Consider the following 13,185-nt stretch of genomic DNA (forward strand, 5'->3'; position numbering starts at 1 on the left):
AGCAGCCCTCCGGCCGGCGCGGTCAACGGTCAGGTGACCGCTGTCGAACTCGCCGGGATCACCAAGCGGTTCCCCGGTGTCGTGGCCAACCACGACATCCATCTCAGCGTCCGCAAGGGCACGGTCCACGCGCTCGTCGGCGAGAACGGTGCCGGCAAGTCGACGCTGATGAAGATCCTCTACGGCATGCAGAAGCCGGACGAGGGCACCATCGCCGTCGACGGCGAGCAGGTCACCTTCTCGTCGCCCGCCGACGCCATCGTGCGCGGCATCGGCATGGTCCACCAGCACTTCATGCTGGCCGACAACCTCACCGTCCTGGAGAACGTCGTCCTGGGCAGCGAGAAGCTGTACGGCATCGGCGCCAAGGCCCGCCGCAAGATCAAGGAGATCTCCGAGCGCTACGGCCTCGGCGTCCGCCCCGACGTCCTGGTCGAGAACCTCGGTGTCGCCGACCGCCAGCGTGTGGAGATCCTCAAGGTTCTCTACCGCGGCGCCCGCATCCTCATCCTGGACGAGCCCACCGCCGTGCTCGTGCCGCAGGAGGTCGACGCACTCTTCGACAACCTGCGCGAGCTCAAGTCCGAGGGCCTGTCCGTCATCTTCATCTCGCACAAGCTGGGCGAGGTCCTGTCGGTCGCCGACGACATCACGGTCATCCGCCGCGGTACGACGGTCGGCACCGCCGTCCCCTCCGAGACGACTCCCCGCCAGCTCGCCGAACTGATGGTCGGCAGCGAGCTGCCCACGCCGGAGACCGCCGAGTCCACCGTCACGGACCAGCCGGTCATCCAGGTCAAGGGCCTCACGGCCTTCGCCAGCGGTGGCGCCGCCCTCGGCGACCTCGCCGAGCCGACGCCCGACAGCGGACTGGTCACGGAGGACAAGGCCGAGACCGCCGACGCGGTCAAGCGTGTCCTCGACGACGTCACCTTCACCATCCACGCGGGCGAGGTCATGGGCATCGCCGGCGTCGAGGGCAACGGCCAGACCGAGCTCATCGACGCGCTGATCGGCCTCAAGCGCGCCGACACCGGCTCCGTCACCTTCCTCGGTGAGGACATCACCGCCTGGGCCACCCGCAAGCGCCGCGAGCAGGGCATCGGCTACATCCCCGAGGACCGCCACCGGCACGGTCTCCTCCTGGAAGCCCCGCTCTGGGAGAACCGCATCCTCGGCCATGTCACCGAGAAGCCCAACGCGAAGGGCGTCTGGCTCGACATCAAGGGCGCCCAGGAGGACACCAAGCGGATCGTCAAGGAGTACGACGTCCGTACGCCCGGCATCGACGTCACCGCCGCCTCCCTGTCCGGCGGCAACCAGCAGAAGCTGATCGTCGGCCGCGAGATGAGCCACAACCCGAAGTTCCTGATCGCCGCCCACCCCACCCGCGGTGTGGACGTCGGCGCGCAGGCGCAGATCTGGGACCAGATCCGTGCGGCGCGCCGCGAGGGCCTGGCCGTGCTGCTGATCTCCGCGGACCTGGACGAGCTGATCGGCCTGTCCGACACGCTCCGGGTGATCTACAACGGCCGGCTCGTCGCGGACGCCGACCCGGCCACCATCACCCCGGAGGAGCTCGGCTCGGCCATGACCGGCGCCGCCTCCGGACACCTCGAGAACGAAGAGCTCGCAGCGCAGGCGGAGCTCGAAGAGCACGCCGAAACCCCGGCAGACGCCCCGGAAGACGAGGCCCGCTGATGAAGAAGTTCGACAAGGAGCGCCTGCTCCTCGCGGTGGCCGGGCCGGTCATCGCGCTCGTCGTGGCCGTGGCGCTGACCTCGGTCGTGCTGATCGCCTCGGGCAAGAACCCGATCGAGCCGTACTCGATCATGTTCGAGCAGGCCACGTTCTCCGACATCCAGGTCCTGATCATCAACCAGGCCTCGCTGTACTACATCGCGGCCCTCGCGGTGGCCATCGGCTTCCGGATGAACCTGTTCAACATCGGTGTGGACGGCCAGTACCAGCTCGCCGCCATGATGGCCGCGATCGTCGGCGCCCACGTCGCGCTGCCCGCGGCGCTCCAGCTCCCGCTGCTGATCCTGACCGCGGTCTTCACCGGCGCGTTCTGGGCCGGCATCGCCGGCGTCCTCAAGGTCACCCGCGGCGTCAGCGAGGTCGTCGCGACGATCATGCTCAACGCGATCGCGACCTCCGTCATCGCCTACCTGTGGCTGCCCAGCGTCTTCGGCGTCAAGATCGGCAACAACAACACCACCGGCGAGATGCACGAGTCCGGCTGGGTGCCCGGCTTCAACATGGGCGAGGCCGGAGAGATCTACGGCCTGGTGATCCTCGCGTTCGTCCTCGGCATCGGCTACTGGATCGTCCTCAACCGCACCCGCTTCGGCTTCGACCTGCGTGCCTCCGGCGCCTCCGAGTCCGCCGCTGCAGCCAGCGGTGTGAGCTCCAAGCGCATGGTGCTCACCGCCATGCTTCTGTCCGGCGGCATGGCCGGCCTCGCGGGCCTGCCGATCCTGCTCGGCGACACGCACACCTACAGCCTGAACTTCCCGACCGGCATCGGCTTCCTCGGCATCGGCATCGCGCTGCTCGGCCGCAACAGCCCGGTGGGCATCGCCTTCGCGGCCCTGCTGTGGGCCTGGCTCGAGAAGGCGTCGCCCGAGCTCGACTTCCACGGCTATGACAAGGAGATCGCGGTCATCATGCAGGGCCTGATCGTGATCTCGGTCGTCGTCTCGTACGAGGCCGTGCGCGAGTGGGGCCTGCGCCGTCAGCAGCGCCGTGTCGGCGCGGAACTCGCCGCGGGCCACGTCCTCGGCGCCGCCAACAACACCGAGAAGGAGGTGGCTGGCCGATGACCACCGCAACCGACGTCAACCAGCCCACGCTGCAGCCCGCGGCACCCGGCAGCCGCCGGCTGTCGCTCCCCGTCCTCCTGCTGGTCATCGCGGGCGGCCTGGCGCTGACCTCGATCGTCCGCATCATCACCGGCGCCGACGGCATCACCAACGTCAGCCAGATGTCGACCGCGCTCCAGCTGGCCGTCCCGATCGGCCTCGCCGGTCTCGGCGGCCTCTGGGCGGAGCGCTCGGGCGTCGTCAACATCGGCCTCGAAGGCATGATGATCCTCGGCACCTGGTTCGGCGCCTGGGCCGGCTACCAGTGGGGTCCGTGGACCGGTGTCCTGGTCGGCATCATCGGCGGCGCGATCGGCGGTCTGCTGCACGCGATCATCACCGTCACCTTCAACGTCAACCACATCGTCTCCGGTGTGGCCATCAACATCCTGGCGCTCGGAGCCACCCGCTACCTCGCCCCCCTCGCCTTCGAGGGCGTCCAGGGCGGCTCGGCCAAGCAGTCCCCGCCGGTCGAGTCCCTCGGCCACTTCACGGTGCCAGGACTCTCCGACTGGCTCAGCACGCTCAACTCCAAGGGCTGGTTCTTCGTCTCGGACATCGCGGGTCTGCTCGGCGGCCTGGTCACCAACGTCTCCTGGCTGACCCTGATCGCCGTCGCGCTGATCCCCGCCACCTGGTGGATCCTGTGGCGTACGCCCTTCGGTCTGCGCCTGCGGTCCTGCGGCGAGAACCCGATCGCGGCCGAGTCGCTGGGTGTCAACGTCTACAAGTACAAGTACCTGGCCGTGATCATCTCCGGTGGCCTGGCCGGCCTCGGCGGTGTCTTCCTGTCGATCGTCGCCAACCCCTTCTACCTGGAGGGCCAGACCAGCGGCCGCGGTTACATCGGTCTCGCCGCGATGATCTTCGGCAACTGGATGCCGGGCGGACTCGCCATCGGCGCGGGCCTGTTCGGCTACACCGACAGCCTCAACCTGCGCGGCGGCGCCGAGAACGTCCACGCGCTGCTGCTCCTCGGCGCCATCCTGCTCGTCATCGGCGCGATCTGGTCGGCGGTCAAGAAGAAGTACGTGACCTCCGTGATCACCCTGGCCGTCGGTGTGCTCGTGTTCCTCTGGTACTCCCTCACCGACGAGGTGCCGAACCAGATCGTCTCGGCCACGCCGTACGTCATCACCCTGCTCGTCCTCTCGCTCTCGGCGCAGCGTCTGCGCATGCCGAAGGCGGACGGCATGCCGTATCGGAAGGGACAGGGCAAGTGACCGCCGCCGGCGCGGGACCCGCGGACGTCGACTGGGAGGCCCTGCGGGCCGTCGCGCGGGACGCCATGTCCCGCTCGTACTCCCCGTACTCGGGCTACCCGGTCGGCTGCGCGGCCCTCGTCGACGACGGCCGGACCGTCTCCGGCTGCAACGTCGAGAACGCCTCGTACGGGCTCGGGCTGTGCGCCGAGTGCGGCCTGGTCTCCCAGCTGCAGAACACGGGCGGCGGCCGGCTGACGCACTTCACGTGTGTCGACGGACAGGGCGAGATCCTCGTCCCGTGCGGGCGCTGCCGCCAGCTGCTCTTCGAGTTCGGCGGCCCCGACCTGCTGCTGGAGACCCCGGCCGGAGTCCTGCCGCTCTCCGAGATGCTGCCGCAGGCCTTCGGGCCCGGCCATCTCGCCCAGTAATTCCCGCGGCCCCTCCCGGTCCTGTGATCTCCTGATCCCGCCGGGAGGGGCCGCCCATTTCTTCGGAAGGAAAGCCATGGCCATGGACGCCGTCTCCGTCATCCGCACCAAGCGGGACCGCGGTGAGCTCAGCGACGCGCAGATCGACTGGGTCGTCGACGCGTACACCCGCGGCGAGGTCGCCGACTACCAGATGGCCGCGCTCAACATGGCGATCCTGCTCAACGGCATGAACCGCCGCGAGATCGCCCGCTGGACCGCGGCGATGATCGCCTCCGGCGAGCGCATGGACTTCTCCTCGCTGTCCCGCCCGACGGCCGACAAGCACTCGACGGGTGGCGTCGGCGACAAGATCACGCTTCCGCTGGCGCCCCTCGTGGCCGCCTGCGGCGCGGCGGTCCCGCAGCTGTCCGGACGCGGCCTCGGCCACACCGGCGGCACGCTTGACAAGCTGGAGTCCATCCCCGGCTGGCGCGCGCTGCTGTCCAACGAGGAGATGCTGGACGTCCTCGACACGACCGGCGCGGTGATCTGCGCGGCGGGCGACGGCCTGGCTCCCGCGGACAAGAAGCTGTACGCGCTGCGCGACGTGACCGGCACGGTCGAGGCGATCCCGCTGATCGCCTCCTCGATCATGTCGAAGAAGATCGCGGAGGGCACGGGCTCGCTCGTCCTGGACGTGAAGGTCGGCACCGGCGCGTTCATGAAGACCATCGAGGACGCGCGCGAGCTGGCGTCCACGATGGTGGGCCTCGGCACCGACCACGGCGTGAAGACGGTCGCGCTGCTCACCGACATGTCGACGCCGCTCGGCCTGACCGCGGGCAACGCCCTGGAGGTCCGCGAGTCCGTGGAGGTCCTGGCGGGCGGCGGCCCGGCCGACGTCGTCGACCTCACCGTCGCGCTCGCGCGCGAGATGCTCGACGCCGCCGGCATCAAGGACGCGGACCCGGCGAAGGCGCTGGCCGACGGCTCCGCGATGGACGTGTGGCGCCGCATGATCGCCGCGCAGGGCGGCGACCCGGACGCCGCGCTGCCCGTCGCCCGTGAGCAGCACGTGGTGACCGCCCCGGCCTCCGGCGTGCTGACCCGTCTCGACGCGTACGACATCGGCATCGCCGCCTGGCGCCTCGGCGCCGGCCGCGCCCGCAAGGAGGACCCGGTGCAGGCCGGCGCGGGCGTCGAACTGCACGCCAAGCCGGGCGACACGGTGACCGCAGGCCAGCCGCTGCTCACCCTGCACACCGACACCCCGGAGCGCTTCGAGTACGCGCTGCAGGCGGTCGACGGTTCGTACGACATCGCGGACGCCGGCACGGACTTCACGGCGACGCCGATCGTGCTCGACCGGATCGCCTGACCGGAACGACCCCGACGGGGCCGGCGCTTCGGCGCCGGCCCCGTCGGCGTTCCGGCGTCAGCCCAGCACGGCCGCGACCACCACGAGGACCGGCACGGCGAGGATCGTCGACAGCAGGATCGACTCGCGGGCCAGGGTCTCGCCGACCCGGTAGCGCGAGGCGTACGTGAACAGGTTCTGCGCGGCGGGCAGGGCCGAGGTGACCACCACGTCGAGCAGCGGCGCGCCGTGCAGTCCGAACAGGCCGACGGCCAGCGCCCAGGCGGCGAGCGGCTGGCCGACCGCCTTCAACGCGACGGACAGCAGCACCGGATGCCGGTCGAAGCCGCGCCCCGGCATGCTGCTGCCGCACAGCGAGATGCCGAACGCCAGCAGCACCGCGGGCACCGACATGCCCCCGATCAGCTGGAGCGGGTCGAGGATCGGTCCCGGCACGGTCAGACCGGTCGCCGACACCGCGACCCCGCCGAGCGAGCCGACCGCGATGGGGTTGCGCAGCGGGGTGATCAGCCGCTGCCACAGGGGACGCTTCTCGCCGCCCCCGGTGAGGTCGAGGACGGTGAGGGCGATGGGGGTGACCATGATCTGCTGGAACAGCAGCACGGGCGCCACCAGCGAGGCGTCGCCGAGCACGTACACGGCGATCGGGATGCCCAGGTTCCCGGAGTTGACGTAGCTGGAGCAGAGCGCGCCGATCGTCGTGCGGCCCACGCCCCAGCGGCGTACGACGCCGACCGCGACGAACACACCGGCCGCCGCGGCCGTGCTCATCGCCGTGACCAGCAGGCGGCTGGAGAAGATGACCGACAGGTCGGCCTGCGCGAGCGTGGTGAACAGCAGTGCGGGGGAGGCGACATGGAAGGCGAGCTTCGTCAGCACCTCCCGGCCGTTGTCCCCGAGGTGGCCGCGCCGGCCGATCACATACCCGACGCCGATCACCACGGCGATGACCGCGAAGCCCGTCAGCACCCCCTGCACGGCACCTCCCCGGCAGTGAGGAAGCCGTCGGCCATCGCGGGAGGCACTGATTCTTGGGGCATACACCTAACCCTCCGGGGAAGGCTGGGCGCAGGTCAATGTGATCCTTTACGGACTACGCGATGAGTTCCCCGCTCCCGATCGGTCTACTGACTGTGGATTCCACGACACCCGCCGTACTCGTGCTGCCAGGACTCGTCACCAGGGACGAGGTGCCCCGGCTCTGCGACGACCTGCTCACCCGGCTGAAGGCGGCCGGGGGCGGGGTCGTGGTCTGCGACGTCGCCGGGATCGGCCCGCCGGGGCTGGCCGTCGTCGACGCGCTGGCCCGACTGGAGCTGACCGCCCGGCGCGCGGGGGGCCGCATACGTCTTCGCGGCCCGGACCCCGCGCTGCGCGGCCTACTCGCCCTGGTCGGTCTCCGCTTCGAGACGGAGGGGGAGCCCGAAGAGCGGGAACCAGCGGGCGGTGTCCAGGAAGCAGTGGAAACCGGCGATGCGCCCCTTTGAGATCTCCAGCACCTGGACCGCCCAGGGCGTGAACCCGCCCTCCTGCGGGTCGGGCTTGTACTGCGCGAAGCCGGGCAGGCCGTTCACCTCGACCGGGACCAGTCGCGAGCCCTCGCACGCGGCGCCCATGGTCGTCATGAATCCGGTGATGTCGTCCGTGCCGCGCAGCCACAGGTCGAACGGCGGCATCGTCATGATCGCGTCCTCGTGCAGCAGCGCCGTCAGCGCCGTCATGTCATACCCCTCGAACGCGGCCACATAGCGCTCCAGGAGCTTGCTCTGTTCCTCGTCGAGCGGGTCGGACACGGCGGCGTCGACGCCCGCCGCGTCACTGTCGGCGAGCGTCGCGCGGGCCCGCTGGAGCGCGCTGTTGACCGACGCGACCGAGGTGCCGAGGAGCTCGGCGACCTCGCTCGCCTTCCACGCGAGGACCTCGCGCAGGATGAGCACGGCACGCTGCTTGGGCGGCAGTTGCTGGAGGGCCGCCATGAAGGCGAGGCGCACCGACTCCTTCGCGACCGCGGCCTCGGCCGGGTCCTCGGTGGTCGGGAGCACGCGCGCGTCGGGGACCGGCTCCAGCCATGTGTTGTCCGGTCGGGGGGTGAGTGCCGCCTGGGCCAGCGGCGAGGGGGCGGAGAGGTCCATGGGACGAGCCCTTCGGTTGCCCGCGTTCAGCATGTCCAGGCAGACGTTCGTCGCGATGCGGTACAGCCAGGACCGCATCGAGGAGCGGCCCTCGAACTTGTCGTAGCTCCGCCAGGCGCGGACCATCGTGTCCTGGACCGCGTCCTCGGCCTCGAAGGAGGAGCCGAGCATGCGATAGCAGTAGCCCGTCAGCTCGACCCGGTGCTTTTCAAGCCGGACGTCCAGGTCTGTCGTCGTCGCCGTACCGTCGGTCATCGCCAACCCACCCCTGAGGCTGTTCCGTTCCGCGCGTCGTCGCGCCAGCACCTCGGAAGCTACCGCAGCCCACTGACAATGGCCCCCGGAGTGGACGAACCCGCAGCTCGGAAGAGGTCTGGCCGCGGGGCTCCCGGGTGTCCTCGGGGCTTGGTCCGCGGAACCGCGCAGCGGCCCGGACGGCCTCGTCCTCCATCGCCGGACGGGCTGGGCCCCGGCGCGGGGCCGCGGACCTCAGTGGGCCGCGGCCGCCGTGCGGGTGTGGGCGCGGGCCGCGTGGGAGCCGAAGAGGGTGATGGTGACGACGCCGAGGACGGCGAACAGGCCGAGGGCCACGGTCCCGGCCCAGCCCCCCGCGTGGAAGGCGACCGCCCCGAGCGTGCTGCCGGCGCTGGACCCGATGTAGTACGCGGACTGGTAGAGCGCCGACGCCTGGGCGCGCCCCCGCTGAGCGGTGTGGCTGACGGACGACGACGCCACGGCGTGTCCGGCGAAGAAGCCCGCGGTGATCAGGACCAGCCCGATCAGGACCATGGCCAGCGAGTCGGCCAGGGAGAGCAGGAGCCCCGCGGTGGTCGTGCCGCCCGCCAGGTACAGCGCGCCCCGGCGGCCGAGTCGGGTGACGAGCCGGCCCGCGGTCGACGCGGACACGGTGCCCACCAGGTAGACGAGGAAGATCGAGCCGACGATGCCCTGCGGGAGGGAGAAGGGGGCGTCGGTCAGGCGGTAGCCGATCACGGTGTAGACCCCGCCGAACACCATCATGAACAGCGCGCCGATCGCGTACAGCCGGCACAGCAGGGGGTTCGCGAGGTGGTCGCGGACCGTGCGGGCCAGCACCCGCGGCCGCAGCGACCCGGGCGTGAAGTGCCGGGGCGCCGGGAGCAGCAGCCGGAACGCGATCGCGCAGGCCACCGCGATCACTCCGATCGCGCCGACGGCGACCCGCCAGCCCCACTCCTGCGCGACCCAGCCGGTGATGACCCGGCCGCTCATCCCGCCGACGCTGTTGCCCGCCACGAACAGGCCGATCGCCGTGATCAGCGCCTTGGGGCGGACCTCCTCGGCCAGGTACGCGGTCGCCGAGGCCGGGAGCCCGGCCAGTGCCGCGCCCTGCACCGCGCGCAGCGCGACCAGCGCGCCGATCGAGGGGGCGAAGGGGACCAGCAGCCCGACCGTCACCGCCACCGCCAGGGACGCCGTCATCAACGTACGCCGTCCGAAGCGCTCCGACAGGGCGCTCATGGGCAGGACGAAGAGGGCCAGTGCGCCGGTCGCGGCCGACACCGTCCAGCTCGCCTCACTCGCGGTGACCCCGAAGTCCGTGGAGACGAGGGGGAGGAGGGCCTGGGTGGAGTAGAGGAGCGCGAAGGTCGCGACGCCCGCCAGGAAGAGGGCGAAGCTCATCCGGCGGTATCCCGGCCCACCCGGGGCCATGCGGGTGTCGGACCCGGAGACGGGCGCGGAGGCGGTGGAAGCGGACGGAGTGACGGCGTCCAGGGTGGTGGACGCCCCGGTACTGGCGGAAGGCATACCTCGAAACTAAGCAGCCGCAGCTCATCCGTCCAATGCATGGAATTGTCATAATCGTTCCCGTGATGCATGAGAAGAGGTCAGAGACGCGCCTGTCACCGTCCAGTGACACAGAAGACATCGCGGCGGTGCTCGCGCCACGCCTCGCGTACTTCGCCGGGGTCGCCCGCATCGAGCACGTGACCCGGGCCGCCCAGGAGTTGCGGGTCCCGCAGTCGACGCTGTCGCGGGCCATGGTGAGGCTCGAACAGGACCTGGGCGTCGACCTGTTCGCCCGCCGCGGCCGTACGGTCTCGCTGACCCCCGCGGGCCGCACCTTCCTCGCCTCCGTCGAGCGCGCCCTGTCCGAGATCGAGCGCGCCGCCGACGAGGTGCGGGCGGACGCCGACCCGGCCACCGGCAAGGTCGCCTTCGGCTTCCTGCACACCATGGGGTCGGAGACCGTCCCGGGACTGATCCGCGCCTTCCGCGCCGATCACCCCCGCGTCCGCTTCAGCCTCGTCCAGAACTACGGCGAGGCGATGCTGGAGCGGCTGCGCTCGGGCGAGCTGGACCTGTGCCTCACCTCGCCCGTGCCGGACGCGCCCGACCTGGTGGCCCGCCGTCTCGACGAGCAGAAGCTGCGGCTCGTGGTGCCGGCCGACCACCGGCTCGCCTCCCGCAAGCGCATCCGTCTCGCCGAGGCCGCGGACGAGACCTTCGTGACCCTCGAACCCGGCTACGGGCTGCGCCGCATCACCGACGACCTGTGCCGGGAGGCCGGCTTCAAACCCCGGATCGCCTTCGAGGGGGAGGAGACCGAGACGCTCCGCGGGCTGGTGGCCGCCGACCTCGGCGTGGCCCTGCTGCCGCCGCCGGCCGTGGCCCGGCCGGGAGTCGTCGAGCTCACCGTCACCGCTCCGCGCGCCGTGCGTGAGATCGGGGTGGCCTGGCTGGACGGCCATCCGGACACGCCGCCGGTGGCCGCGTTCAAGAGGTTCCTGCTGTCCCGGCGGGGGCATCTCCTGCCGGACTGACCGGGACTCGGCTGTCCGGCCGTACGGCATCCCGCGCGGCGCCCCGCCGGTCCCCGGCTGTCCGGCCGCACGACACATCCCGCGCGGCGCCCCGCCGGGCCCCCGGCTGTCCGGCCGTACGACATCCCGCGCGGCGCCCCGCCGGTCCCCGGCCTGCGCCCCGCCTGCGCCCCGGCCCGTAGCCCGTGCCGGCTCCCGGCCGAAGACGGCAGGGCCGACGGGGACGGCAGGAACCTCAGCGCCGCTTCAGCGACTGCCCGAAACCCGCCGCCAGCGGCATCCGCAGACCCAGCGGCGGCGGCGCCGCCAGCGCGTCCTCCACGGGCCGGGAGAAGGAGTGCCCGAACAGCGTCCCCAGCACGAAGTCCTCGGCCAGCGCGAGGACTTCGTGCCGGTACTGGTGCAGCGCGTGTCCGTCGGAGTGGACCTCGAAGCGGCAGATGTCGCGGTTGGCCTTCTTCGCGCGCGCCGCGAGCCGGAAGGACAGCTCCGGGTCGGTGCGTTCGTCGTTGGTGCCGTGCACGATCAGCACCCGCCGGCCGGCCAGCTGCTTCACCGGTTCGGGTGGCGCCGCCACGTCCTCCTCGGGCAGCCAAGGCGCCAGCGCCAGGACGGAGTTGACGGCGGAGTGACCGGCCGAGCGCAGTGCCGCCCGGCCGCCCATGCCGATGCCGACGAGGCAGACGGGGACGTCGCCGTAGCGGCGTACGACCTCGTCGACGGCCCAGGAAGCGTCGCCCGCCAGATGCGCCTCGCTGCCGTTCCAGCCGCGAAACCGGTAGTGCACCACGTGCGTGACCAGGCCGTCCGCCTGTCCGGCGCGGGTGAGGCGGCGCCCCAGCGCCCGGACCGAGGCGGTCGCCATCATGGGGGACGGCCTGCGGGCGGAGGTCTCCTCGCCGCCCGGGAGCAGCAGAACCACTGCGCTGACCGCCGTCGGCTCCGGGCCGAGCGCCCTCCCCAGCCGGGCCGTGCGGACCGGCGTCGCTTGCTGTGCCATGACAGAACAGTGTCAGAAGCGACGGTGTACGCCACCCGTCCGCACGGTCACCGTTACGTATCGACGGGTTCGTACAACAGGAGTTCTACGCGCGTAGGGGCTACAGTGCGGAAATGACGAGCCAGATCCAGAACACGCCGAGCTCGGAACAGATCCGCCGGGCGCCCAAGGTGCTGCTGCACGACCACCTCGACGGGGGCCTGCGCCCCGGCACGATCGTCGAACTCGCCGAGGAGACGGGGTACTCCGGTCTCCCCGAGACCGATCCCGAGAAGCTCGGCGTCTGGTTCCGCGAGGCCGCGGACTCCGGCTCCCTGGAGCGGTACCTGGAGACCTTCGCCCACACGTGCGCCGTCATGCAGACCCGGGACGCCCTCGTCCGGGTCGCCGCCGAGTGCGCCGAGGACCTCGCCGAGGACGGCGTCGTCTACGCCGAGGTCCGCTACGCGCCCGAGCAGCACCTGGAGGGCGGCCTCACTCTCGAAGAGGTCGTCGAGGCGGTCAACGAGGGCTTCCGGGAAGGGGAGCGCCGCGCCCGGGAGAACGGCCACCGGATCAGGGTCGGCGCGCTGCTGACCGCCATGCGGCACGCGGCCCGCGCCCTGGAGATCGCCGAACTGGCCAACCGCTACCGCGACTTGGGCGTCGTCGGGTTCGACATCGCCGGTGCCGAGGCGGGCTACCCGCCCACCCGGCACCTCGACGCCTTCGAGTACCTCAAGCGCGAGAACAACCACTTCACCATCCACGCCGGCGAGGCCTTCGGGCTGCCCTCCATCTGGCAGGCACTCCAGTGGTGCGGCGCCGACCGGCTCGGCCACGGCGTCCGGATCATCGACGACATCCAGGTGCGCGAGGACGGCTCGGTGGAGCTCGGGCGACTGGCCTCGTACGTCCGCGACAAGCGCATCCCGCTGGAGCTGTGCCCCAGCTCCAACCTCCAGACCGGTGCCGCCGACTCGTACGGCGCCCATCCGATCGGACTGCTGCGACGGCTGCACTTCCGCGCGACGGTGAACACCGACAACCGGCTCATGTCCGGTACGAGCATGACCCGTGAATTCGAGCACCTTGTCGACGCATTCGGTTACACGCTCGACGACATGCAATGGTTCTCGGTCAATGCTATGAAGTCAGCATTCATTCCTTTCGATGAACGACTGGCCATGATCAATGACGTGATCAAGCCCGGATATGCAGAACTGAAGTCCGAATGGCTGTTCCAGCAGACTGCCTCCACCAGCGGTTCTGCGACGAATCAGGCCTGATGGGAGGCGTCGGGAGGCGGCCGGTCCTTCACTCCATCTCCATGACTCGGCCGTTTTTCGATGTTTGCGACGCGTTGCCTCGCGTGTTTACGTTTTTGGACCGCTCACCCCGTCTCACGGATCC

At 70.9% G+C, this 13,185-nt stretch carries 12 protein-coding genes; 8 read left to right on the forward strand and 4 right to left on the reverse strand.

Annotation, left to right across the window (positions count from 1 at the left end; genetic code table 11):
• The first annotated feature begins 33 nt into the window (after window positions 1-33).
• The 5 genes from ACSYGO_RS28695 (at window position 34) to ACSYGO_RS28715 (ending at window position 5,857) form a co-directional block, all read left to right on the forward strand.
• A complete protein-coding gene (locus tag ACSYGO_RS28695; protein WP_426677328.1) occupies window positions 34-1,701 on the forward strand; it encodes an ABC transporter ATP-binding protein in 1,668 nt (555 codons plus the stop codon).
• A complete protein-coding gene (locus ACSYGO_RS28700) occupies window positions 1,701-2,825 on the forward strand; it encodes an ABC transporter permease (protein WP_432173778.1) in 1,125 nt (374 codons plus the stop codon). Before ACSYGO_RS28695 ends, ACSYGO_RS28700 begins: the two co-directional genes overlap by 1 nt.
• Window positions 2,822-4,087: an ABC transporter permease gene (locus ACSYGO_RS28705; protein ID WP_426677326.1), complete on the forward strand. Its 1,266-nt coding sequence runs from the start codon at window positions 2,822-2,824 to the stop codon at window positions 4,085-4,087. Before ACSYGO_RS28700 ends, ACSYGO_RS28705 begins: the two co-directional genes overlap by 4 nt.
• Window positions 4,084-4,497 carry a cytidine deaminase gene (locus ACSYGO_RS28710; protein ID WP_426677325.1) on the forward strand — a complete coding sequence of 138 codons (414 nt, stop codon included), beginning with the start codon at window positions 4,084-4,086 and terminating at the stop codon, window positions 4,495-4,497. The genes ACSYGO_RS28705 and ACSYGO_RS28710 overlap by 4 nt, the downstream gene beginning before the upstream one ends.
• Before the next feature lie 82 nt (window positions 4,498-4,579).
• Window positions 4,580-5,857, forward strand: a complete 1,278-nt coding sequence (locus ACSYGO_RS28715) for a thymidine phosphorylase (protein WP_345656466.1) — start codon at window positions 4,580-4,582, stop codon at window positions 5,855-5,857.
• 57 nt (window positions 5,858-5,914) lie between these two features.
• On the opposite strand, the gene ACSYGO_RS28720 is transcribed toward ACSYGO_RS28715, so the two are convergent.
• On the reverse strand, window positions 5,915-6,835 hold the full coding sequence (locus tag ACSYGO_RS28720) for an AEC family transporter (RefSeq protein ID WP_432189764.1): 921 nt from the start codon (window positions 6,833-6,835) through the stop codon (window positions 5,915-5,917).
• Window positions 6,836-6,957: 122 nt separating this feature from the next.
• On the opposite strand from ACSYGO_RS28720, the gene ACSYGO_RS28725 reads away from it, so the two are divergent.
• Entirely contained in the window at window positions 6,958-7,344 is a 387-nt protein-coding gene (locus ACSYGO_RS28725) for an STAS domain-containing protein (RefSeq protein ID WP_426677323.1), read from the forward strand.
• Here the strand turns inward: ACSYGO_RS28725 and ACSYGO_RS28730 are convergent.
• Window positions 7,237-8,244 (reverse strand): sigma-70 family RNA polymerase sigma factor, encoded by a 1,008-nt coding sequence (locus ACSYGO_RS28730; RefSeq protein WP_460388166.1) that lies wholly within the window; start codon window positions 8,242-8,244, stop codon window positions 7,237-7,239. The genes ACSYGO_RS28725 and ACSYGO_RS28730 overlap by 108 nt on opposite strands.
• Before the next feature lie 234 nt (window positions 8,245-8,478).
• Complete coding sequence (locus ACSYGO_RS28735) at window positions 8,479-9,777, reverse strand: MFS transporter (protein WP_460388168.1); 1,299 nt, start codon at window positions 9,775-9,777, stop codon at window positions 8,479-8,481.
• A 65-nt stretch (window positions 9,778-9,842) separates the two neighbouring features.
• Between ACSYGO_RS28735 and ACSYGO_RS28740 the strand changes: the two genes are divergently transcribed.
• Window positions 9,843-10,793 (forward strand): LysR family transcriptional regulator, encoded by a 951-nt coding sequence (locus tag ACSYGO_RS28740; protein WP_460389774.1) that lies wholly within the window; start codon window positions 9,843-9,845, stop codon window positions 10,791-10,793.
• Window positions 10,794-11,028: 235 nt separating this feature from the next.
• On the opposite strand, the gene ACSYGO_RS28745 is transcribed toward ACSYGO_RS28740, so the two are convergent.
• A complete protein-coding gene (locus ACSYGO_RS28745) occupies window positions 11,029-11,793 on the reverse strand; it encodes an alpha/beta hydrolase (RefSeq protein ID WP_426677320.1) in 765 nt (254 codons plus the stop codon).
• Between the two features lie 113 nt (window positions 11,794-11,906).
• On the opposite strand from ACSYGO_RS28745, the gene ACSYGO_RS28750 reads away from it, so the two are divergent.
• The gene (locus ACSYGO_RS28750; RefSeq protein WP_426677319.1) at window positions 11,907-13,061 is read left to right on the forward strand and encodes an adenosine deaminase; all 1,155 of its coding nucleotides are present in this window, start codon (window positions 11,907-11,909) and stop codon (window positions 13,059-13,061) included.
• Window positions 13,062-13,185: the final 124 nt, after the last annotated feature.

Source organism: Streptomyces krungchingensis, assembly GCF_054729265.1.